General features: G+C 64.5%; 22 protein-coding genes and 12 tRNA genes. 26 read left to right on the forward strand and 8 right to left on the reverse strand.

Annotation, left to right across the window (positions count from 1 at the left end; translation table 11 throughout):
* Nucleotides 1-98: 98 nt before the first annotated feature.
* The 14 genes from BKX93_RS06690 (at nucleotide 99) to BKX93_RS06755 (ending at nucleotide 4,591) form a co-directional block, all read left to right on the forward strand.
* Nucleotides 99-174, forward strand: a tRNA-Val gene (locus tag BKX93_RS06690).
* Nucleotides 175-186: 12 nt separating this feature from the next.
* A tRNA-Asp gene (locus BKX93_RS06695) sits at nucleotides 187-263 on the forward strand.
* 26 nt (nucleotides 264-289) lie between these two features.
* A tRNA-Val gene (locus tag BKX93_RS06700) sits at nucleotides 290-365 on the forward strand.
* Nucleotides 366-377: 12 nt separating this feature from the next.
* Nucleotides 378-454 (forward strand) — tRNA-Asp (locus BKX93_RS06705).
* 26 nt (nucleotides 455-480) lie between these two features.
* Nucleotides 481-556: transfer RNA gene (locus BKX93_RS06710), tRNA-Val, on the forward strand.
* Between the two features lie 12 nt (nucleotides 557-568).
* Nucleotides 569-645: transfer RNA gene (locus BKX93_RS06715), tRNA-Asp, on the forward strand.
* A gap of 26 nt (nucleotides 646-671) precedes the next feature.
* Nucleotides 672-747: transfer RNA gene (locus BKX93_RS06720), tRNA-Val, on the forward strand.
* Between the two features lie 12 nt (nucleotides 748-759).
* Nucleotides 760-836: transfer RNA gene (locus BKX93_RS06725), tRNA-Asp, on the forward strand.
* A gap of 28 nt (nucleotides 837-864) precedes the next feature.
* A tRNA-Val gene (locus BKX93_RS06730) sits at nucleotides 865-941 on the forward strand.
* Between the two features lie 6 nt (nucleotides 942-947).
* Nucleotides 948-1,024, forward strand: a tRNA-Asp gene (locus BKX93_RS06735).
* Between the two features lie 29 nt (nucleotides 1,025-1,053).
* Nucleotides 1,054-1,130 (forward strand) — tRNA-Val (locus BKX93_RS06740).
* 6 nt (nucleotides 1,131-1,136) lie between these two features.
* Nucleotides 1,137-1,213: transfer RNA gene (locus BKX93_RS06745), tRNA-Asp, on the forward strand.
* 162 nt (nucleotides 1,214-1,375) lie between these two features.
* Nucleotides 1,376-2,908 (forward strand): FecR family protein, encoded by a 1,533-nt coding sequence (locus tag BKX93_RS06750; protein ID WP_070979263.1) that lies wholly within the window; start codon nucleotides 1,376-1,378, stop codon nucleotides 2,906-2,908.
* 9 nt (nucleotides 2,909-2,917) lie between these two features.
* On the forward strand, nucleotides 2,918-4,591 hold the full coding sequence (locus BKX93_RS06755) for a CHASE2 domain-containing protein (RefSeq protein ID WP_046167136.1): 1,674 nt from the start codon (nucleotides 2,918-2,920) through the stop codon (nucleotides 4,589-4,591).
* A gap of 15 nt (nucleotides 4,592-4,606) precedes the next feature.
* Here BKX93_RS06755 and BKX93_RS06760 read toward each other — a convergent pair whose 3' ends face one another.
* From BKX93_RS06760 to pmbA, 5 genes are all read right to left on the reverse strand, one after another.
* Nucleotides 4,607-5,104, reverse strand: coding sequence for a disulfide bond formation protein B (locus BKX93_RS06760; protein ID WP_070979265.1), 498 nt, complete (start codon nucleotides 5,102-5,104; stop codon nucleotides 4,607-4,609).
* Between the two features lie 89 nt (nucleotides 5,105-5,193).
* Nucleotides 5,194-6,333, reverse strand: a complete 1,140-nt coding sequence (locus BKX93_RS06765) for a patatin-like phospholipase family protein (protein ID WP_070979267.1) — start codon at nucleotides 6,331-6,333, stop codon at nucleotides 5,194-5,196.
* 175 nt (nucleotides 6,334-6,508) lie between these two features.
* Nucleotides 6,509-7,402 carry a DNA-3-methyladenine glycosylase 2 gene (locus tag BKX93_RS06770; protein ID WP_046157017.1) on the reverse strand — a complete coding sequence of 298 codons (894 nt, stop codon included), beginning with the start codon at nucleotides 7,400-7,402 and terminating at the stop codon, nucleotides 6,509-6,511.
* A 3-nt stretch (nucleotides 7,403-7,405) separates the two neighbouring features.
* The gene (alkB, locus tag BKX93_RS06775) at nucleotides 7,406-8,053 is read right to left on the reverse strand and encodes a DNA oxidative demethylase AlkB (protein WP_070979268.1); all 648 of its coding nucleotides are present in this window, start codon (nucleotides 8,051-8,053) and stop codon (nucleotides 7,406-7,408) included.
* Entirely contained in the window at nucleotides 8,050-9,393 is a 1,344-nt protein-coding gene (gene pmbA, locus BKX93_RS06780) for a metalloprotease PmbA (protein WP_046157074.1), read from the reverse strand. Before pmbA ends, alkB begins: the two co-directional genes overlap by 4 nt.
* An 82-nt stretch (nucleotides 9,394-9,475) precedes the next feature.
* On the opposite strand from pmbA, the gene yjgA reads away from it, so the two are divergent.
* Genes yjgA through BKX93_RS06805 form a run of 5 tightly spaced genes read left to right on the forward strand, consistent with a single transcriptional unit; the run spans nucleotide 9,476 to nucleotide 12,865 of the window.
* Nucleotides 9,476-10,024, forward strand: a complete 549-nt coding sequence (gene yjgA, locus BKX93_RS06785; protein ID WP_046157019.1) for a ribosome biogenesis factor YjgA — start codon at nucleotides 9,476-9,478, stop codon at nucleotides 10,022-10,024.
* On the forward strand, nucleotides 10,024-10,602 hold the full coding sequence (gene mog, locus BKX93_RS06790) for a molybdopterin adenylyltransferase (protein WP_186009504.1): 579 nt from the start codon (nucleotides 10,024-10,026) through the stop codon (nucleotides 10,600-10,602). The genes yjgA and mog overlap by 1 nt, the downstream gene beginning before the upstream one ends.
* Nucleotides 10,599-11,549 (forward strand): YheT family hydrolase, encoded by a 951-nt coding sequence (locus BKX93_RS06795; protein WP_046157021.1) that lies wholly within the window; start codon nucleotides 10,599-10,601, stop codon nucleotides 11,547-11,549. The genes mog and BKX93_RS06795 overlap by 4 nt, the downstream gene beginning before the upstream one ends.
* Nucleotides 11,550-11,569: 20 nt before the next feature.
* A complete protein-coding gene (locus BKX93_RS06800; RefSeq protein WP_070979270.1) occupies nucleotides 11,570-12,232 on the forward strand; it encodes a hypothetical protein in 663 nt (220 codons plus the stop codon).
* 60 nt (nucleotides 12,233-12,292) lie between these two features.
* Complete coding sequence (locus tag BKX93_RS06805; protein ID WP_070979272.1) at nucleotides 12,293-12,865, forward strand: hypothetical protein; 573 nt, start codon at nucleotides 12,293-12,295, stop codon at nucleotides 12,863-12,865.
* A 6-nt stretch (nucleotides 12,866-12,871) separates the two neighbouring features.
* On the opposite strand, the gene BKX93_RS06810 is transcribed toward BKX93_RS06805, so the two are convergent.
* A complete protein-coding gene (locus BKX93_RS06810) occupies nucleotides 12,872-14,032 on the reverse strand; it encodes an HD-GYP domain-containing protein (RefSeq protein ID WP_070979273.1) in 1,161 nt (386 codons plus the stop codon).
* Nucleotides 14,033-14,222: 190 nt separating this feature from the next.
* Here BKX93_RS06810 and BKX93_RS06815 point away from each other — a divergent pair, with 190 nt between their 5' ends.
* Entirely contained in the window at nucleotides 14,223-15,068 is an 846-nt protein-coding gene (locus BKX93_RS06815) for a dienelactone hydrolase family protein (RefSeq protein ID WP_070979275.1), read from the forward strand.
* Nucleotides 15,069-15,077: 9 nt separating this feature from the next.
* Here BKX93_RS06815 and BKX93_RS06820 read toward each other — a convergent pair whose 3' ends face one another.
* Nucleotides 15,078-16,184, reverse strand: coding sequence for an HD domain-containing phosphohydrolase (locus BKX93_RS06820; protein ID WP_070979277.1), 1,107 nt, complete (start codon nucleotides 16,182-16,184; stop codon nucleotides 15,078-15,080).
* A 302-nt stretch (nucleotides 16,185-16,486) separates the two neighbouring features.
* Between BKX93_RS06820 and BKX93_RS06825 the strand changes: the two genes are divergently transcribed.
* Nucleotides 16,487-16,690 (forward strand): cold-shock protein, encoded by a 204-nt coding sequence (locus tag BKX93_RS06825; protein WP_021475250.1) that lies wholly within the window; start codon nucleotides 16,487-16,489, stop codon nucleotides 16,688-16,690.
* A 104-nt stretch (nucleotides 16,691-16,794) separates the two neighbouring features.
* Nucleotides 16,795-17,352 carry a DUF1415 domain-containing protein gene (locus BKX93_RS06830; protein ID WP_046157027.1) on the forward strand — a complete coding sequence of 186 codons (558 nt, stop codon included), beginning with the start codon at nucleotides 16,795-16,797 and terminating at the stop codon, nucleotides 17,350-17,352.
* Between the two features lie 60 nt (nucleotides 17,353-17,412).
* Here the strand turns inward: BKX93_RS06830 and BKX93_RS06835 are convergent, their stop codons facing one another.
* Nucleotides 17,413-17,982 carry a lysophospholipid acyltransferase family protein gene (locus tag BKX93_RS06835; RefSeq protein ID WP_046157028.1) on the reverse strand — a complete coding sequence of 190 codons (570 nt, stop codon included), beginning with the start codon at nucleotides 17,980-17,982 and terminating at the stop codon, nucleotides 17,413-17,415.
* Nucleotides 17,983-18,229: 247 nt separating this feature from the next.
* Between BKX93_RS06835 and BKX93_RS06840 the strand changes: the two genes are divergently transcribed.
* The 4 genes from BKX93_RS06840 to msrB all read left to right on the forward strand — a co-directional run bounded on the left by BKX93_RS06840 (nucleotide 18,230) and on the right by msrB (nucleotide 21,123).
* Nucleotides 18,230-18,451, forward strand: a complete 222-nt coding sequence (locus BKX93_RS06840) for a glycine zipper 2TM domain-containing protein (protein WP_021475247.1) — start codon at nucleotides 18,230-18,232, stop codon at nucleotides 18,449-18,451.
* 97 nt (nucleotides 18,452-18,548) lie between these two features.
* Nucleotides 18,549-19,910 carry a deoxyguanosinetriphosphate triphosphohydrolase gene (locus BKX93_RS06845; protein ID WP_186009505.1) on the forward strand — a complete coding sequence of 454 codons (1,362 nt, stop codon included), beginning with the start codon at nucleotides 18,549-18,551 and terminating at the stop codon, nucleotides 19,908-19,910.
* Between the two features lie 20 nt (nucleotides 19,911-19,930).
* Nucleotides 19,931-20,572 carry a histidine phosphatase family protein gene (locus BKX93_RS06850; protein WP_046157029.1) on the forward strand — a complete coding sequence of 214 codons (642 nt, stop codon included), beginning with the start codon at nucleotides 19,931-19,933 and terminating at the stop codon, nucleotides 20,570-20,572.
* A 161-nt stretch (nucleotides 20,573-20,733) separates the two neighbouring features.
* Nucleotides 20,734-21,123 carry a peptide-methionine (R)-S-oxide reductase MsrB gene (gene msrB / locus BKX93_RS06855; protein ID WP_046157030.1) on the forward strand — a complete coding sequence of 130 codons (390 nt, stop codon included), beginning with the start codon at nucleotides 20,734-20,736 and terminating at the stop codon, nucleotides 21,121-21,123.
* Nucleotides 21,124-21,290: the final 167 nt, after the last annotated feature.

Raw genomic sequence — 21,290 nt, forward strand, 5'->3', positions numbered from 1 at the left:
GCTTTCCGCAAAAAAACTTCCCCCCAGCACTTGCGCGAGCTTAAACCCTGTGCTTTAATTCGCCTCCTCGCTGAAACGCAAGCAGCGAAACGAATTCAGGGCGTTTAGCTCAGTTGGTAGAGCGTCTGCCTTACAAGCAGAATGTCGGCGGTTCGACTCCGTCAACGCCCACCAAAGTTTTCGGTTGGAGTGGTAGTTCAGTTGGTTAGAATACCGGCCTGTCACGCCGGGGGTCGCGGGTTCGAGTCCCGTCCACTCCGCCAACAGTTTAAAGCAGTACCCGAATATCGGGCGTTTAGCTCAGTTGGTAGAGCGTCTGCCTTACAAGCAGAATGTCGGCGGTTCGACTCCGTCAACGCCCACCAAAGTTTTCGGCTGGAGTGGTAGTTCAGTTGGTTAGAATACCGGCCTGTCACGCCGGGGGTCGCGGGTTCGAGTCCCGTCCACTCCGCCAACAGTTTAAAGCAGTACCCGAATATCGGGCGTTTAGCTCAGTTGGTAGAGCGTCTGCCTTACAAGCAGAATGTCGGCGGTTCGACTCCGTCAACGCCCACCAAAGTTTTCGGCTGGAGTGGTAGTTCAGTTGGTTAGAATACCGGCCTGTCACGCCGGGGGTCGCGGGTTCGAGTCCCGTCCACTCCGCCAACAGTTTAAAGCAGTACCCGAATATCGGGCGTTTAGCTCAGTTGGTAGAGCGTCTGCCTTACAAGCAGAATGTCGGCGGTTCGACTCCGTCAACGCCCACCAAAGTTTTCGGCTGGAGTGGTAGTTCAGTTGGTTAGAATACCGGCCTGTCACGCCGGGGGTCGCGGGTTCGAGTCCCGTCCACTCCGCCAACGGTTTCACGCAGCAACACACAGTTTCGGGCGGTTAGTCTCAGTTGGTAGAGCACTGCCTTCACACGGCAGGGGTCGCTGGTTCGAGTCCAGTACCGCCCACCAAAAAACGGAGTGGTAGTTCAGTTGGTTAGAATACCGGCCTGTCACGCCGGGGGTCGCGGGTTCGAGTCCCGTCCACTCCGCCAACGGTTTCACGCAGCAGCACACAGTTTTCGGGCGGTTAGTCTCAGTTGGTAGAGCACTGCCTTCACACGGCAGGGGTCGCTGGTTCGAGTCCAGTACCGCCCACCAGAAAACGGAGTGGTAGTTCAGTTGGTTAGAATACCGGCCTGTCACGCCGGGGGTCGCGGGTTCGAGTCCCGTCCACTCCGCCAATCTTGCAAAAAAGCAGCCTCAGGCTGCTTTTTTTGCATTCCCCCGTCACACACGCGCCGCTTGCCGCAGCCTTTCCACCCCATTCGCATGTTGCGGTTGCAAAATGCCGGATTGCTGGCAATACTGTCAGACTTTTAAAAATTCATATCAAGAGATTTCACATGAACAAGACTGCCCTGCTGGCGCTGTGCCTGAGCAGCCACGCCTCCTGGGCCGGCAGCGGCGGCGAAGAGGCCACATGGCAATACACGGTTCAAGCGGGCGATACGCTGTGGTCGTTCGCGGCCAAGCACCTGACTTCGCCCGCTTATGTACCGAAACTGCAACAGCAAAACGGCATCGCCAATCCCTACCGGCTGACACCCGGCAGCCAGTTGGCCGTTCCCTATAGCTGGACTCGGCAAAACGAATCGTCGGTCACCATCGAAGCGCTGTCCGGCGCCGTCAACGTCCAGGATGCGGATGGACAGCCGCTGAAGGCGGCGCCTGGCCTTCATCTTCAGGCCGGCAGCCGGATTTCAACCGGCAAGGACGCCATGCTGAAATTGCGCATGGCCGATGGCTCCATGCTGCAGTTGTGGTCCAACAGCAAGCTGACGCTGGGCAAGCAGGTGTTCTACCCCACGACCGGGGCCATCCAGTCGCAAAATCGGCTGGATCACGGCTCGGCCAGCAATGCCGTAGTGCCCAGGCAGCTGATGCCAAACCGTTACCAAATCTACACCCCATCGGCGGTGACCACGGTGCGCGGCACTGAGTTCCGCGTGCGCAGCCTGGACGACCAGGACACCGCGGCCGAAGTACTGCACGGAAAGGTCAATCTGGCGGCTGACGGCGAAGAGCTGGACATTCCCGCGGGGTTCGGCGGCCGCAGCGGCGGCAAACAATCGGTGGCCCTGCCCAAGGCGCCCGCGCTAGACGGCGTGATCACCGTCAGCCCCTTCAATCCCCCGCTGCTGGAATGGCACAAGCAGAACGGCGAAGTCGGCTATCAGCTCGCGCTATCCGACGCCCAGACCCAGCAGCAGCTGTACAACCGCAGCACGGAAACGGCGCGCTTCTACCCCGAACTCCCGCAAAATGGCCGCTACTTGCTGACCGTTCGCGCGCGCAACGCCCAAGGCATCGAAGGCTACGACGCCAGCCGCGGCTTCACCCTGGCCGCCAGTCCATTGCCGCCGCTGATCTTCAGCGATGCCAAGCGGACCAGCCAGCGCGCGCAGACGCTGTGGGTCGGCAGCAGCGCCAGCCCGGAACATCCCGCCTGGCTGCAAGTGGCCCGCGACCCCGCCTTCACCGACATCTGGCACCAGGGCAGGCTGGAACAAGACACCTTCGCGCTCAACCTGCCCGACAAGGGAAAATGGTATTGGCGGCTGGCCTCGCTGAATGACAAGAACCAGCCCGGCCCCTATGGCAATACTCAGGAACTGAGAATCAAGGCCTGGTATGAAATGGGCCTGCCCGGCGACCGCAAGCTGCAATCCCGCCGCTACCCGGTGGCCAAAGCGCGCTACACCCTGCAACTGGCCCGGCCGGACGAGCCAGGCCGCATCATCTGGCAGCAGGGCGCAGACGAGCCCGCCTGGTCGCTGCTGCGCATGCCCAGCGGACGTTTCGTTGTCACCATCCTGGTGGACGGCGACGGCGGATACCATGCCGAAGAACGGTATCCCGCGCTGCTTTTGCCGTAAAATCACGCGATGCGCTCCACCCAGATATCCCGCTACAGCAGGGGCATCCCCCTGCTGCTCGCCCTGCTCGGCCTGCTGCTCATCGCCAGCCAGCTGCTGGGCCGGCTGGATTTCTGGCTGTACGACAGCCTGACCCGGGCCAATCCGCTGCACCCGCCGGACCAGAACCTCATCGTCATCGCCATTGATGAAAAGAGCCTGTCCGAGCTGGGCCGGTGGCCATGGCCCCGCGCCTACCACGCCCAGCTGCTGGACAAGCTGGGCGGCGCGAGCGCGGTCGGTTTCGACATCGCCATCGCCGAACCCTCGCGCGACCACCCGGAAGCCGACAAGCACCTTGCCGAAGCCATCCGCCGCAACGGCAAGGTGGTCGGCCCGGTGTTTCCGGAATTACAGGCCGGCCAGCTGCTGGAAACCCGCCCGCTGCCGCCGATCGCATCGGCGATGGCCGCGCTCGGCCACACCGATTACGAACGCGACGAAGACGGCACCATACGCCGCGTCTATCTGCGGGCCGGCCTGGGCGCGCCGCGCTACCCCAGCTTCGCCGCCGCCGTCTGCGCCGTAGCCAACGGACAGAAAGAGGCCATCCCTCCAGCCCAGCCGCCCCGCCCCGGGCAGGCCTGGCAACGGCGCGACCTGGTGATGGTGCCGTTCAGCAGCGGCCCCAAACCCTTTCACACCGTATCGTACAGCGACGCGCTGAGCCGGCTGCCGCCGTCGTTCTTCGAAGACAGCATCGTGCTGATAGGCGTAACCGCCAATGGCCTGGGCAACCAGCAGCCGACGCCGGTTTCGGCGAACAATACCGGCATGTCAGGCGTGGGAATAGACGCCTACATGGTGCACGGCCTGCTCACCCACCAGCAGATACGGCCGATGCCGCTGCCATTGGAATGCCTGCTGGGCGCGCTGCTGCTGGGACTGGGCGACTGGCTGCTGTCGCGCCGGGTGCGCGCGCGCAGCCTGCTGGCCGGCTACGCGCTGGCCTCGGGCGCCGTGCTGCTGTCGTCGGCCGCGCTGCTCTACTTCGCCTCGATTTGGGCCGGCGGCAGCGTGGTGGCCATCCTGCTGCTGCTCAGCGGAACGCTGCGCTACGTCAGCGGCCAGGCCCAATTGTTCTCGCTGGCCTTCACCGATGGCCTGACCCGGCTCTACAATCGCCGCCACTTCGATGAAGTCTTCGGCCATGCCGTCGAGCAAAGCCGGCAAAAGCGCAAGCCGCTGGCGCTGCTCATTCTCGACATCGACCACTTCAAGAAATACAACGACCACTACGGCCATTACGCCGGCGACGAAGCGCTGCAGAAAGTGGCGCGGGCGCTCAAGGACTGCTTCCGCCAGAAGGGGCAATTGGCCACCCGGCTGGGCGGAGAGGAGTTCGGCGTGCTGCTGACGCCCGGCGACGGGCCGCAAGCCCTGTCCGCCGCCGAGCGCTTCCTCGGCCATTTGGCGGCGATGGAGCTGCCCCACTCCGCCAGCCCGCTCGGCAAGATCAGCTGCAGCATAGGCGTGCGCGCCTGCGTCCCCGGCCCCGGCGACAGCACCCGCACCCTGTTCGAACAAGCCGACCAGGCGCTGTACGAAGCCAAACGCGGCGGCCGCAACCGCGCCAGCCTTTACTTTTCATCCGACGCCGACGCAAAAAAAAGCGCGGACGATGCGTCCGCGCGACTGGATTGATAATCCGGAAAGCGCTCAACGGCGGCGGCGGGCAACCAGCCACAGCGTCCAGACGATAACGCCCGCGAAGAACACCGCCACCCAGAACGGCATGGTCATGCCGAGGAAGCGGCCATGGATTTCCGCACACTCGCCGCTGCCCTTCAAGACCTTGGACAACACATCCCACAAGGGAAAGGATTCCATCAGGAATTCCAGGCCCGGGCCGCATTGCGGCACCTGGTCGGCCGGCAGGCTCTGCAGCCACAGTTGGCGCAGCGACACGCCCGCGCCCGCCAGGCCGGCCAGCGTCACCAGGCCGCCCCACACCCGCGCGCCGGTACGACCGGGGTTGTGCAACGCCGCCAGCAGCGCCAGCGCGCCCACCCCCATCACGCCGATGCGCTGCAGAATGCACAGCGGGCACGGCTCCTGGCCAAGCTGGTATTGCGCGAACAGCGCAAACCCCATCGCGCCGGCGCAGGCGGCCGCCACCAGCAAGAACCCCTGACGGTTCGTGATATTCAAACCCATCCCCCTTAACCTTTCCTGTTATGTCCAGTGAGTGAACGCAGTGTAAACGGAAAAGCTGAGATTGGGGCGGCGAGGCAAAGTTCCGGGCGTCACAGCTCCAAAAATTCCCGGATCGCGTCCTTTTGCTGCAAGGTGTCGCGGTAGCCCAGCGCGATCAGCTCGCGGCAATAGGCCGGCTCGAACAACAGATAGGTGGCCAGCGCGGTGCCGCGCTGCCGGGTGGCGCCGGTGCCGCGCATGATGAAACGCAGCATGGCCGGGAACAAATGGGTGTGGCGGTAGACGATGCCCTCCAGCGATTTGCTGGGATTGAGCTGGAAAATATCCACCTTCTTGAGCTGGGTCTGGTGGGCCAGCTCTTCGCTGCTCTGCAACAGCGACACCGTATGGTTGATGCGGGTCAGGCGCTCCATGTCCACCGCCATGCTGTCGATGAACACGCTGTTGAGCAGGTGGCCGAATATCTGGGCCGGCATCGGATAAGAGCCGGCATTGCGCCGCTCTATCGTGTCGGGCCGCTTGCTGGCCAGACCCACCACGAACAGCTTCTCCGCACCCAGATGCAGCGCCGGCGACAGCGGCGACAGCTGGCGCACTGCGCCGTCGCAATAAAACTTCTCCCCGATCCGCACCGAGGGGAAGATCAGCGGAATCGCAGCCGTCGCCATCAGGTGGTCCAGCCCTATCCGCTCGCGCACGCCCAAGCGCTGATAGCGCATCCATTCGCCCAAGTGCTCCTGCCCCTGAAAGAAAGTGACCGACATGCCGGTGGTGTAGCAGGACGCGGTCAGCGCCAGCGCCTGCAGCGCGCCGGAATCTATCGAAGGCGCGATGCCCTCGAATGGCATCCAGCGCCCCAGCGTGTCCCGCAGCGGCGCGTTGTCGAGAAAGCTCTGCGGATTGTTCCAGGCGTGGCCCGCGCTCATCAGGGACACGCCGAAATGCAGGAAGGTCTTGATGAAGTAGCCGGCGCTGACATCGTAGACATCGGCGATGTGCAGATGCTTCCACACCTTGGCCAGCGTATTCACCGCCAGCTGGAAATTGCCGGCGCCGGCCGCCAGCGCCACCGCGTTGATCGCGCCGGCCGAGGTGCCGCAAATGATGGGAAAGGGATTGTGCCTGGGGTCCGGCAGCAAGCGGGCAATGCCCAGCAACACCCCCACCTGGTAGGCCGCGCGGGCGCCCCCGCCCGACAGCACCAAACCGATTCTGCTCGGTCCGCCCATGCTCGTCTCTTTCTTAACGGCTTGTCAGTTCTATTTAGACATAGTCAACAAGACGAAGCGACCGCAAGCGCCAGAACGAGACAGGGGGCAAAACAGCCGGAAACGCAGGGGCTTGCGAACGGCGAAAGAGCCTGCAGAAGATGACTCCCAAGCGGCGCGGCGCTCGAGCAGGCGCTCAGAAACCTCCCGCCTGCAGCAAGGCCCACAAATGCGCGGCCACCAGCGCGCGCCATGGCGAGAATGCCTCCAGCCAGGCCTGCGTCTGCCGCTGGTCGGGCTTGTCGGCGGCGCCCAGCACCATGCCCAACGCCTTGCGCACGGCGACATCGCCATGCAGCGAGCCATCCAGCCAGCCATAGCCGCGCAGCAAGGCGTAGCTGACCGTCCACGGCCCGATGCCGGGCACCGCCAGCAACCGTTCGGATATTTTTTCCGCCGCCGCGCCGTCCAGCCAGGCATCCAACGGCAGCTCGCCGCTCGCCGCGGCCTGGCTCAAGGCCAGGATGGCGCGGCTCTTGGCCCGCGAGAAGCCCGCCTCGCCCAATTGCTCCGCGGTCAACACTGCCAGCCGGCCGGCGTCCGGATGGCACAGCAGGCCGGATGAATGGCGGCAATCGCACAGCAGCAGCATGCGCCGGCGTATCGTCACCGCCGCAGCCACGCTGATCTGCTGGCCGGTGATCGCCCAGGCCAGCGCCTCGAACGGCGTCGCCGTTTGCGGCACCCTCAAGCCCGCGCGCGCGGCGATCAGGCCGCCCAATTGCGGATGGCCGCGGTATTGGCGCTCGAACGCCTCCACCGGCTGGTTCAGGCCCAGCATGCGCCGGCCCATGCGCTCCAGCTCGCCGGCATCCCCCGATTCGCCGTCCACATCCAAGCCCAGAATCGCCCGGTCGGCACGGAAACGCAGATCGAGGCAGGCCGGCAGGCCTTGCCACAGCAAGCCTTTCTTCAAACCGTCGTCGTCCACCTGCTCGGCCAGCCGCTCGCCGTCGCGGCGGTGGAAAGCCAGGATGTCCTGCGGCCGGAAACCGGCGGGCAGCGCGATATCGCAATGAATGACGGACATGGATCAGCGGGCCTTGCGAAAAGTGAGATTGATGCGGCGTCCGCCCAGCAGCGGGTGGATGCCGGGCTGGACCGGCTGCACGCCATGGAAGCGCATCCGGTCCGGCCCGCCCCATACCAGCACGTCGCCATGCCGCAGCAGGATGCGGGCGGCCTTGTCGGCGCGGCGCAGGCCGCCCAGCAGGAATACCGCGGGCAGGCCCAGCGACACCGAAACGATGGGCGCGGAGAAATCGCGCTCGTCCTTGTCCTGGTGCAGGCCCATCCGGGCGCCGGGCAGGTAGCAGTTGATCAGGCAGGCATCGGGATCGAAGCCCGCGAAGCCCGCCTCGGCGGCCGCGCCGCGCGCCAGCTCGCGCAGCGGATCAGGCATCGCCGGCCAGGGTTGGCCGCCGTCGGGATCGACGGCGGAGTAGCGGTAGCCGCGGCGGTCGGACACCCAGCCCCAATCGCCGCAGCTGGAAGTGGCCACCGACATCGCCTGCCCGCCCGGCGTAACCATGCCGCGCGGCGGCGACTGCCCCAGCACCGCCTCCACAGCCTCAAGCAGCCGCGCGTCGCCGGCGCGGGCCCAGCCGTGCAGCAGCGCGGTCCCGGCCGACAGCCGCTCAAGCCACGGCCCTTCGTCCGGCGCGAACAGGCTGCCGCTCACTCCTCGCCGGCCACCATCATGCCGCCGATCAGCACCGAGCCGATGCGGCGGCCACCGCGATCCAGCACGTCGTCGGCGATCGCTTCGATATTGAGGAACATGTCGCGCAGGTTGCCGGCGATGGTGATCTCCTCCACCGGGTAGGCGATCACGCCGTTCTCCACCCAAAAGCCGGCCGCGCCGCGCGAGTAATCGCCGGTCACGGTGTTGACGCCCTGGCCCAGCAGCTCGGTCACCAACAGGCCATTGCCCATCTGGCCGAGCAGCTCGGCGAGGCTTTCGCCGGTGGAGTGGACCACCAGATTGTGCGCGCCGCCGGAGTTGCCGGTGGTCTGCATGCCCAGCTTGCGCGCGGAATAGCTGCTCAGGAAATACCCCTGCAGCACGCCGCCGTCCACCAGGCGGCGCGACTGCGTCGCCACGCCCTCGCTGTCGAAGGCGCTGCTGGCCAGCCCGCGCAGCAGGAACGGATCTTCGTCTATCGTCACCCGGGACGCCATCACCGGCTTGCCCAGCGCGTCCAGCAGGAAGGACGACTTGCGGTACAGATTGCCGCCGCTGATCGCCGCGGCCAGGTGGCCCAGCAGCGACATCGCCACCGGCGCCTCGAACAGCACCGGGTACTGGCCTGTCTTGACCCGCCGGCCGCCCAGGCGGCGCACCGCGCGCTCGCCGGCGATGCGGCCGATCTCCTCCACCGGCGCCAGATCGTTCTGATGGCGGGCGGCGGAGTACCAGTAGTCGCGCTGCATCACCCCGTCCTGCTCGGCCACCACCGCGGCCGACAGGCTGTGGCGGCTGCCGGCGAAGCCGCCGCTGAAGCCGTTGCTGTTGGCGTAGGCGAACTGGTTGGCCTGCACCGATACGCTGGCGCCCTCGGAATTGCGGATGCGGGGGTCCACCGCGCGCGCGGCGTCCTCGCAGCGGCGCGCCAGCGCTATCGCCTCTTCCACCGGCAGCTGCCAGGGGTGGAACAGGTCCAGGTCCGGCAAATCATCGGCCAAGAGCTGCGGGTCGGCCAGGCCGGCGCAATCGTCCTCGGCCGTGTAGCGGGCGATGTCCAGCGCGGCGCGCACGGTGTCGGACAGCGCCTCGTCGGAGAAGTCGGACGTGCTGGCGTGGCCTTTTTTCTTGCCCAGGTAGACCGTGACGCTGACGCCCTTGTCCTGGTTGTATTCTATGGTTTCCACTTCGGACAGGCGCACGCTCACCGTCTGGCCGACGCCCTCGGAAACATCGGCCTCGGCCGCGCTGGCGCCTTGCTGGCGCGCCAGCTCGAGCACGCGGCCGGCGATCCCGCTCAAGGTATCGGGACTGAAACTGAATGTCTTATCTGCCATAGTATCTTTCGGAACGTGGAAACGGCCGGCGGCCTTTTCCGGTATCATACCAGCCTTGAAAACCGAGTGAGACCTAGCAACAATGACCGACCACCAGAACGACGACGATGGCTTCGTCAGCAAGTCCCAGCGCAAGCGCGACATGGACGCGCTGCAGGATCTGGGTAGCGAACTGGTCGAGCTGTCCAAGGATACGCTGAAGAAAATGGCGCTGCCGGAGGATTTGCTCTCCGCGCTGCTGGAACACAAGCGCCTGACCGCGCACGGCGCTATCCGCCGCCAACTGCAGTACATCGGCAAACTGATGCGCAATGTCGATCCCGAGCCGATCCAGCAATACCTGCAGATCCTCAAGGGCGAATCGTCCGAGCACATCGCCTGGCAGAAGCTGCTGGAGCGCTGGCGCGACAAGCTGATGGCCGACGACGCCAACCAGCCGCTGTTCCTGCAGAGCTTCCCCGAAACCGATCCCAAGCAGCTGCATTCGCTGGTGCGCCAGTCGCGCAAGGAAAAGCAGGACAACAAGCCGCCCAAGGCCTTCCGCCAGCTGTACCAGCTGATCAAGGAGCAAATCCCCGAGCCGGGCAAGCCGCGCATCTGGCAAAAGGATGAGGAAGAGGACGACGAGTGATGCTGAAGATAGGCCTGGTTTCCATTTCCGACCGCGCGAGCCAGGGCGTCTACGAGGACAAGGGCCTGCCCGCGCTGCGGGACTGGCTGTCCCGCGCCATCGCCACGCCGTTCGAGACGGTGAGCCGGCTGATCCCTGACGAGCAGCCCGGCATCGAGGCCGCGCTGAAAGCGCTGGTCGACGACGAAGGCTGCCAGCTGGTGCTGACCACCGGCGGCACCGGCCCGGCACCGCGCGACGTGACGCCGGACGCCACGCTGGCGGTGGCCGACCGCGTGATGCCCGGCTTCGGCGAGCAAATGCGCCAGATCAGCCTGCGCTTCGTCCCCACCGCCATCCTATCGCGCCAGACCGGCGTGATCCGCAAGCAAAGCCTGATCCTGAACCTGCCCGGCCAGCCCAAGGCCATCCAGGAAACGCTGGAAGGCCTGCGCGGCGCGGACGGCAAGGTGGAAGTGCCCGGCATCTTCGCCGCCGTGCCCTACTGCCTGGACCTGATAGGCGCGCCCTACATCGAAACCGATGAAGCGGTGGTGAAGGCCTTCCGGCCCAAGTCCGCCATCAAGCCGGCGCCATGAGCTACCGCGCCCCGCGCTGGCTGCGAGGCGGCCACGCCCAGACCATCTGGCCGGCGCTAGCCGTCAAGCAGGACGCCCCGTCTTACCGCCGCGAGCTGTGGGACACGCCGGACGGCGCGCGCATCGCGCTGGACTTCGTCGACGGCCAGCCCGGCGCGCCGCTGGTGGTGCTTTTCCACGGCCTGGAAGGCAGCAGCGCCAGCCACTACGCCAAGGCGCTGATGCAAGCGGTGGCCGCGCGCGGCTGGCACGGCGCGGTATCGCACTTCCGCGGCTGCGGCGGCGTGGACAACCCGCTGCCGCGCGCCTACCACGCCGGCGACGCCGCCGAGGTGCGCTGGATCTTGCAGCGGCTGTCCGGCCGCTTCGCCGCCATCGCCGCCGTCGGCGTGTCGCTGGGCGGCAGCATGCTGCTCAATTACCTGGCCGACGACGGCGAAGCCGCATTGCCTCAGGCCGCCGCCGCGGTGTCCGCGCCGCTGGACCTGGTGGCCGCCAGCACCCGGCTGGACCGCGGCCTGGGCAAGCTGCTCTACACCCGGATGTTCATGGACACGCTCAAGCCCAAGGCGATGGCGTCGCTGCAACGCCATCCGGGCCTGTTCGACGGCGCCAGGCTGAGCCGCGCGCGCACCTTCATCGAGTTCGACGACCTGGTCACCGCGCCCATCCACGGTTTCGGCACCGCGCTCAACTACTGGACCCAGGCCAGCAGCAAGCCGCGGCTCGGCCAGATCGTCCGCCCCACCCTGGTGCTCAACGCCCGCAACGACCCCTTCCTGCCGGAAAGCGCGCTGCCGGACGCCAGCCAGGTATCGCCTTCGGTGACGCTGGATTTCCCCGAGGACGGCGGCCACGTCGGCTTCGCCACCGGCCCCTTCCCGGGCCGCATAGACTGGCTGCCGCAACGGCTGCTGGAATTCATCGCGCCGCATCTAAAGAAATAGTCACCCACGAGGGAGGCGAAATGGAAGATTTCGATGCCGAGAAGCTATTGAATACCCCCATTGAAGCCTTCGACTTTAGTGTCATGATCGGCGACGTTCTGGACCTCCTTGAGTTCGCGGAAGAAAATCTCTCCAAACAGTACCAAGCAGCGCTGGAAGCGCTGGCGCGCCACGATCTCAGCGGCAGCCCCTCGGAATACAAAGACTCTCTTGAGGCGAATCTGAACCATCGCTTCCAGACCAGCCTGCCTCTTCAGCTGCGCTACGGCGCGTTGATCGGCTTCGTCACCACCGTGGAATGGGCAGCGCTTCGCTTGAACGAAGCAGCCATTACGCCTGCGCCCACCAAAGCAAAAAAGGACAATGAGTCTGCTCACCTTCTACGTCACTTCACGCGCGAGGCGGGGATCGATGCGGAGCATATGCTGCAAAACTATGAGGCGCTGGTTCACGTGCGCAACTGCATCGCCCATAGAGCAGGACTCCACGCTACATACAAGCATGGAGAAAGTCTCTGCAATGAAATTAAGCGCCTCTCAGGCATCTACTTCGGAAATTGGCATTTTCTGGGCGATCAAATCTGCATCGAGCGCGGAGCGTTAACGCCCTACATGCACCAAATGGCAGACTTCCTGCCAAAATTGCATGCCTCCTTGCGCGCAAAGAGCATGCTCACCGATTAAGTCGCATCGACTCGACTGGCACTGCAGCACTTGGACGCTACACGACAACAAGGATCAGATATGCGCTCGCTATTGCTCTGTCTTTGCCTAATCTACCTCACCGGCTGCGCCACCATGGCCGACAAGCTCCAGGGCTCGCTGACGCCGCCGCCGGGCCAGGCCTACGCCATCGTTTCGCTGACCGGCAAGGCATTCGACCCCGACCGCGCCACCATCGGCCTGACAGTCAGCGACGCCGGCGGCCGCGCGGCGGCTCAGGACGTCGCCAGCCTGATCACCGACACGGTGTTCGGCGAGGAAGGCATGTCGCCGGCGGAGGGCAAGCTGGTGCTGATGGCGCTGCCCCCGGGCGACTACCGCGTCTCCGGCGCGTGGGGCCACTGGGTGGACGACGGAGTTTTCGGGTCCAATCTGCAGATGAAGCAGTTCCGGCTGAACGCTCCCTTCCATCTGGATGAGGGCGAAACGGTCTATCTGGGGCAGGTGCAGGTGGAAATGTCCTTCCTGCCCGAGGTGAAGCTGTCCGACGAGCGGCGGCGCGACTTCGGCCACATGCGGCGGGTATGGAAGATCAAGGACCTGAGCCAGGTGAAGATCCGCCCGCTGGCGATGCCGGCGGCGGCCCGGCCATAAAGCGACTCAGGGCTTGTACCACAGCTTGTACAGATAGGCGGGCTTGACCGCCGCCACCGCCGCGCTGACCGGCTCCATCACATGGTAGGCCGGCTGGCGGCTGTCGCGCAGCAGGGGGTCGGCGTAGGGCGGACCGTCCAGCTTGCGCAGCGCCGCCACCTTGGGCGTGTTGGCCTTGTCGCCACGATGAGTCACCACCGCCACCTCGTTGCTGGCCAGCCGCACGAAGCTGCCGGGCGGATAGATGCCCATTTCCTTCACCAACAGGGACACATGCTGCGGCGGGAAACCGCCCAGCTCGCCGCGGAACAGGCTGCCCAGCACCAGCGCCGGCAACTGAGGCTGCGGGTTATGCACGCAGCCGCACACCAGATCCACCATCTGCAACAACAAAGCGTCGGTTTCGATCTCGTCTCCGGCCAGACCCTGCGGATAGCCGCTGCCGTCCTGCTGCTCATGTTGCTGCTGCACCAGCAGATGCCAGTATTCGTCGTCTACGCCCGCCTCCCGCAGCATGGCCGAGCCCAGCGCCGGGTGGGCGAACATCGCCTCCTGCTGCGCCAGGTCCATCGGCGCGCTCTGCGCCGCAAGCTGATTGAGCAAACCGGTGACAGCGAGGTTCATGCTCAGGGCCGCGCCCAGCATCGGCCGCAGCTCGGCGTCGGACAGCCCCAGCCTCCGCCCCAATACCGCCAGCACCGCGGCCACATGCACGCTCTGCGCGCTGCCTATGCATTGGAATGGCAGCAGAAACACGCTGGCCAGCACCCCGTCAGGGTGGCGGCGGCTGAGCGCCAGCAACCCCTCGGCCATGCCCAGCAGACTGCCGGCCAGGTCCCGCACCGCCAGCCCGTGCTGCAGCACGCCCTCGGCCCGCCGCAGCAAGAAGGCCATTTCCTGCAGAGGATTGGCGCTGTTTCGCTGCTGCTCCGCCTCTTTCTCGCGCTGGGCGGCGCGTTCCAGCCGCTCCCGCTCGAGCTTGGCCGCCACTTCATCGCTTTCGCCATGCCCCAGCTGCGCCAGGCGATCGCGCTGCTCCTCGGTCAGCACATACAGCCCCCGCTTCAGCAATAGCACGCCGTTCTTGGCGTACACATCGACCGGAGCTTGTTGGCCGGCGCGGAGAAAATTGCGCGGCAGTTTTACCTTTGCAGACGAATCCGTCATATTCCACTTGCATCAGTTGCGCCGACGCCTCGCCGGCCATCGCTTCAAAAATCGCCCAAGGGTGTCCTGATGCTTGGACGCATTGCCGATTTTGTTAGTTCTAGTTTGAGCAGCTACCAGTGTTTATTCAAATTTTATCGAAAATCGGCGCGGACACCAGTCCCCGCCCCGATAAAGGAGTCACCTCGACATGAGCGACAACAGCGCATCCCTTCCCCGCCGCAGCTTTCTCGCCGGCGCGGGCAGCCTGGGTTTCGCCCTGGCCGTGCAACCCATCGCCGCCAGCACCATCCTCACCGACAGCCGGCAACTGCAGACCGGCCATCCGGACATCGACACCGGCAAGGGAACGATGTCCGGCTACTACGCCCGTCCGGCCGAAGGCAACGGCCCCTGGCCGCTGGTGATCGTGATCCAGGAAATCTTCGGCGTGCACGAGCATATCCAGGATTTGTGCCGCCGGCTGGCCAAACAGGGCTACCTGGCCGTGGCGCCGGAACTGTATTTCCGCCACGGCAATCCGGCGCAAGCGCCGGACATCGACAGCCTGTTGCGCGACATCGTCTCCAAGGTGCCGGACAGCGAGGTGCTGAACGATCTGGACGCCACCTGGCGCTGGGCCGGCGCGCACGGCGCCGACCTCAAGCGCGCGGCCGTCACCGGTTTTTGCTGGGGCGGGCGCCAAACCTGGCTCTACGCCGCGCACAACCCGCAATTGAAGGCAGCCGCGGCCTGGTACGGCAAGCTGGAGGGACCGGCAAGCGCCAATGCGCCGCGCCAGCCGCTGGACATCGTCGGCGAGTTGAAGGCGCCGGTTCTGGGACTGTACGGCGGACAGGACCAAAGCATCCCGCTCGCCGGCGTGGAGAAAATGAAAGCCGCGCTGAGAGCCGCCGGCAAGGACAGCGAGATCGTCGTCTACCCCGATGCCGGCCACGGCTTCAACGCCGACTACCGCCCCAGCTACCACGCCCGGGATGCCCAGGACGCCTGGCGCAGGATGCTGGACTGGTTCGCCCGCCATGGCGTCCGCTGAGCCGGCCGGCTATCCGCCGCCGACCACATTGCCCAGCTCCAGCCTGGTGCGGACCACCTGGTTGAACAATTGCAGCCAATAGGGATCGAACTGCCGCTCCGACGCGTTCAGCTCGGCCACCGCCCGCAGCATCGAGCGGCGCTGGCCCTGCTGGGCGTGCTTGAGCATCACCGACTCGAACGCGTCCACCAGCGCCAGCACGCAAGCGCCAGAACAGATGGCGTCGTCACGCAGCCCGTCCGGATAGCCGCTGCCGTCCGGACGCTCATGGTGCTGGGCCACCATCGCCGCCGCCTCCTCCCAACCCGGCATGCGCTCCAGCAGCCCCGCCGCCCAACCCGGATGCGCGGACAGATCACGCCGTTCCTCATCGCTCAGCTGACCGGCTTTCAGCCACATTGACTCCGGCAACAGCATCATGCCGATATCGTGCATATAGATGGCGGCTGCCAATTGCTCCATCGGCAGCGGCTGCTTGGCCAAGCGATTGGTTTCCAGCGCAAGCGCCAGGTTGCGCTCGGTGCGGCCGGCATAGGCCGGCAGACGATGTTCCAGCTGTACCGCCAGAGACCGGAAAAACTGCAGGTCGGCAAATCGATGGCCGCCATGCGTCCCGGTTTGTTCGGCGGCCGCCTGCGCGACAACCGGCGGATGCCCCATCATGCTGGCCACCAGCCAGGCGCAGGCCTGGGGCAGCTCGTCGGCGCCCTTGTCCAGCAAAGGATCCAGCCGCATCCGCAAGGCGTCCATCCGCAGATCGTCCAAGGGGGCATCGTCCGCGACCGCGTCCAGCATCAGCACCAGCCGGTCCATCACCAGCAGCAGCACATCGCCCAGCACGTCCAGGTATGGCAGCTCCTTGCGCCGGACCCGGTCCAACAAATGCTCCAGCACGTGCACATAAGGCTCGACGAAGTGCACCTGGCACAAGCTGGCGTCGCCCTTGATGCTGTGCAGGATGCGGAACAACTGCGCGATTTTCTCCCCATTGCCGCTGCCGTCCTCCAACTGGCAAACCAGCTGCTCGAGTTGCGGCGCGTAATCGGACAATGCGTCGCGAAAGTCCTGGAACGCAATAGGATCGATGATATCCGGCATCAGTTGCTGCGTGGCCATATGGAACCCCTTCGGATTGGCGTTGTATCCAGTATATGCAAGCATGGCCGCTACGCATCCCGACACGCGCAACGCCCTTCAATGTAAACATCCTGTCCAAACGTATTGAAATATTCGTAAAAACAGATCACGCCTGCAGAAAACGCTTGCCATGGCGTGCAACTAGAGGCAATATTCCCCCCGCAGGATGCTCAAGTTGTGTGATGTGTAGTTGTCGTAGTGGCAATAGCCGTACCTCAGTCGCCATTTCCCTTGATCTTCGTGCCTTTTATTCAACTGCTCGTTTTGAGGAATTTAACAAAATGGCAACCGGCATTGTTAAGTGGTTTAACGACTCCAAAGGCTTTGGCTTCATCACCCCGGACGAAGGCGGCGACGACGTATTCGCTCACTTCTCCCAGATCAACGCCAAGGGCTTCCGCTCCCTGTCCGAGCAACAGCGCGTGAGCTTCGACATCGTCGAAGGTCCGAAGGGCAAGCAAGCCTCCAACATCCAGCCCATCTAATCTCTCTCTAGAGAGATCATTTGGTCGTGATGAGAAAACCCGGATTCGTCCGGGTTTTTTGCATTCTGACCGAGCAAATCCGCGCCACCGCCATCGGAGCCCGCATGTCCGACAACCACGAAACCGTGATCGCCGCCACCCGCGAATGGGTGGAGAAAGCCGTGATCGGCCTCAACCTGTGCCCGTTCGCCAAGTCCGTGTACGTGAAAAACCAGGTGCGCATCCAGGTCAGCGAGGCCGCCAATCCGCAGCAGCTGGCCGAAGAGCTGGCCGCCGAGCTGAAGCTGCTGGCCGACACCGACCCGCAGGAAATAGACACCACGCTACTGGTGCACCCGAATACGCTGGCCCGCTTCCTGGATTTCAATGAATTCCTGGATATCGCCGACGCCATCGTCGAAGACCTGGGCCTGGATGGCGTGATCCAGGTGGCGAGCTTCCACCCCAAGTTCCAGTTCGACGGCACCGGCGTCAACGATATCGACAACTACACCAACCGCTCGCCCTATCCAACGCTGCACCTGATCCGCGAAGCCAGCATAGACCGCGCGGTGGAAGCGTTTCCGGAAGCCGAAGCCATCTACGAGCGCAATATCGAAACGCTGCAAGCGCTGGGCCTGGCCGGCTGGAAAGCGATGTTCGCGCCCAAGCCGTCCGAGTAAGACGCTCCGCAAAACAAAAAGCGCAGCCCGTGGCTGCGCTTTGTCGTTTATAACCCGGCCTCAACGCGGATGACGGCCTCGCTTGTCCGCGTAGAAGGCCTGGATTTTGGGCATGTCCGCGGCGATATCGCCGCCAGGCTGAAACAACGGCCCGAAGCCGCCCTCCTTGCGCCCATAGTCCAGATAAGCCAGCGCGATCGGCACGCCCGCGCCGCAGGCGATGTGATAAAAACCGGTTTTCCACTCCTTCACCGCCTTGCGCGTGCCTTCCGGCGGAATCGCCAGCACCAGCCTGTCGCTGCGCTGAAACACGTCCACCATCTGCTGCACCAGCGAATTGTTCTGATGCCGCATCACCGGCACGCCGCCCAGCCAGCGCATCACCGGCCCCATCGGGCCCTTGAACAGCGTGTGCTTTCCCATCCAGTAGATCTTGGCGCGGGCGGCGAAGCACAGGCCCAGCGTGATCGGAAAATCCCAATTGCTGGTATGCGGCGCGCCTATCATCACGTACTTGTCCAGCGCGGGAAACTCCCCCTTCAGCTTCCAGCCGCACAGCTTGAGCATGACGATGGACAGCCAGCGAAACAGATCGCGGACGATTGGGGTATCGAAAATGGTGAAATGCATGGCTGCCCTGTTGCAACGGCGCGGTTCCGCGCGCAAGGGCGGCATATGGCGCAGCCCTGCGTCGGGACAGCGCCAAACACGTGGAAGGCGCTGAATGTACTAAATCAAACACTAACAGTAAAGAACATAGCGCAAACCTCCCGCCGCCGCCCGCATCAACCTATAACAATCAGTAACATACCTAATGGAACTGTCGCCGCCGACAGCTGCCCAAAACCTATATCTCACCCCTAGTAGGACCTTGATAATGAACACTGCCAAGACCAGCCTGAAACTCGCCGCCGCCGGATTAATCGCCATCGCCGCGCTCTCCGGCTGCGCCAATATGTCGCATCGCCAACAGAATACCGCCATCGGCGCCGTCGGCGGCGCGGTGCTCGGCTCCGTGCTTACCGGCGGCGACGCGCTCGGCACCATCGGCGGCGCCGCCGTCGGCGGCGTGATCGGCCATCAGACAGGCCGTCACTAAGCCCAGGCGCGCATCGAGAGCCAGCACAACCCGCTGGCTCTTTTGTTTTAAGGCCCGCGCCCCTATCATCCTGATGGAATCCACACCGGGCCAAGCCATGAGCCAAACCATGAACTGGGAGAGCCTGCTCTCCACCCGCCGTTTCAAGATCATCCAGGACGAAGTGAGGGAAACCCGGACCCCGGCCACCCAGGAAGGCGGCTCCGGCCTGCGCACCGACTTCCACATCGACCACGACCGGGTGGTGTTCTCCAGCGCCTTCCGCCGGCTGGGCCGCAAGACCCAGGTGCACCCGCTGGCCCGCCACGACCACACCCATAACCGCCTCACCCACAGCGTGGAGGTGGCCAGCGTCGGCCGCAGCCTGGGCAACCGCGTGGGCGTGATGCTGGAGCACGACGGCCTGCTGCCGGCCGGCTACACGCCGCACGACATCGGCGCCGTGGTGCAGGTGGCCTGCCTGGCGCACGACATCGGCAACCCGCCATTTGGCCATACAGGCGAGTACGCGCTGCGCGACTGGTTCCGCGACGAGCGCAACGCGCATTGGCTGAGCGGCTTGTCGGCGGCGGAAATCCGCGACGTGCAAACCTACGAAGGCAACGCCCACGGCCTGCGCATGCTGGCCACGCTGGAAATGTACAGCGGCGAGGGCGGCATGCGCCTCACCTCCGCCGCGCTGGGCACGCTGATCAAGTATCCGTGGACCGCCGACGCGCCGTCGGCTTACGAGCGCGACAAGTTCAACATCTACCGCACCGAGCTGCCGTATTTCGAACGCGTAGCCGAGGAACTGGGCCTGCTGCGCCACGGTCCGCTGCAATGGAGCCGCCACCCGCTGTCCTATCTGATGGAGGCCGCCGACGACATCTGCTACGCGATTCTGGATCTGGAAGACGCGGTGGAAATCGGCATTCTGGATTTCAAGGAATTCGAAACGCTGTTCTCCGGCTTCTCCGAACACGAGCGCGTATGGGGCATGCACGATGTCCGCCAGAAATGCGGAACGCTGCGCGGGGTGGCCATCGGCCGCTGCGTGACCGAAGTGGCGGAAAAATTCATGATGCACCACCCCTCGCTGCTGCGCGGCGAATTCCCGGCCAAAGACCTGATCAATCTGTGCGATCCGGCAGTGCAGGATGCGCTGCTGCAAGCCAAGGAGCTGGCCAGCCACAAGGTGTACCGCCATCGCACCAAGCTGGTGACCGAGCTGGCCTCCTACCCCTGCATCGCCACCATCCTCAACGTGCTGGTGCCGGCGGTGCACGCTTTCGTCACCAAGGACGACAAGGAACTCACCCCGCGCGAGCACCTGGCGATGGGCCTGCTGGAAGGCCATATTCAAACAGGCGACAGCCTGTACCAGGCCTATATGAAGGTTCTGGACTTCGTCGGTGCCATGACCGACAACTACGCCGCCAACCTGGCGCGCGAACTGTCCGGCGTCGGCATTCTGTAGATACTCGAAGAAAGGCGACAATGACTCAGCCCGTTACCCGCTTCTGCCTGGTTCGCCACGGCGAAACCGACTGGAATCGCGAATACCGGCTGCAAGGCCATACCGACATCCCCCTCAACCACGCCGGCCTGGAACAGGCCAGCCAGCTGGCCCAGGCCTTCCGGCCCGACCACGCCTTCCAGGCGCTGTACGTCAGCGACTTGATCCGCACCCGGCAAACTTCCGCTCCGCTGCAAACCCGGCTGCAACTCAACGCCCATTACACGCCGCAGTTGCGCGAGCGCCATATGGGCGCGCTGCAGGGCCTTACCTATGCGGAAGCGGCCGAGCAAATTCCCGACCTCTACCGCCAGCACCAGGCGCGCGATCCCGACTTCGACCTGGAAGGCGGCGAAAGCCTGCGCCGTTTCCGCGCCCGCATTCTGGACGGTCTCGCCAGCATCGCCGCCCTGCATCCCGGCGAGAACGTGCTGATCGTCACCCACGGCGGCGTGCTGGACATCATCTACCGCGCCGCCACGTCAAAACCATTGGAAGACAAGCGCGACTTCCCCATCCCCAACGCCGCGCTGAACTGGCTGGACTATCAGGACGGCGGCTGGACGCTGCGCCGCTGGGCCGACGAATCCCACCTCAGCGGCGCGCTCGACGAAATCCAGTAACCCAGCGGCGGCAGAATGTCCGGGACCGCATGCGCCGTCCCGGATAGCACGCTCCACGCGGCGGCGGGAATTTGCTAGTCTCCGGTAAGAAAGCCGCCCGCGCGGCGACCAACCATCAAGCGCCCTAGCCAGCTGGGCCGGACGACACAAGGACACCCGCCATGACCATAGAGAAAACCGACGCCGAATGGCGCGCGCAACTGACGCCGGAGCAGTACCGCGTCGCCCGCCAATCCGGCACCGAGCGCCCGTTCAGCGGCGAACACTACTTCCACAACAAGAAGGGCGACTACTTCTGCGTCTGCTGCGGTGCCCTGCTGTTCCATAGCGACACCAAGTTCGACGCCGGCTGCGGCTGGCCCAGTTTCTGGGCCGAAGCCGCCGGCGCCAACATCCAGCGCATCACGGATACCAGCCACGGCATGGTGCGCGTGGAAGTGCGCTGCTCGCATTGCGACGCCCACCTTGGCCACGTATTCGAAGACGGCCCGGAGCCAAGCGGCGAGCGGTACTGCATCAACTCAGTATGCTTGGATTTCAAGGCGGAATGAGTTGTTGTAGGTTTTCAAAGTTACTGCAAACTCTGTGCACATAGTTGAAAAATGCACCAACTCGGGGCGTAACCATTAATGGTTACGCCCCGAGTTTATTTACCCATCCATTACACGTTTTTTTGAAATATCGACGTCCCCCGTTCATCCAAACCCCGAATAATCTC

The sequence above is a fragment of the Chromobacterium vaccinii genome, assembly GCF_001855275.1.
Lineage (GTDB): Bacteria > Pseudomonadota > Gammaproteobacteria > Burkholderiales > Chromobacteriaceae > Chromobacterium > Chromobacterium vaccinii.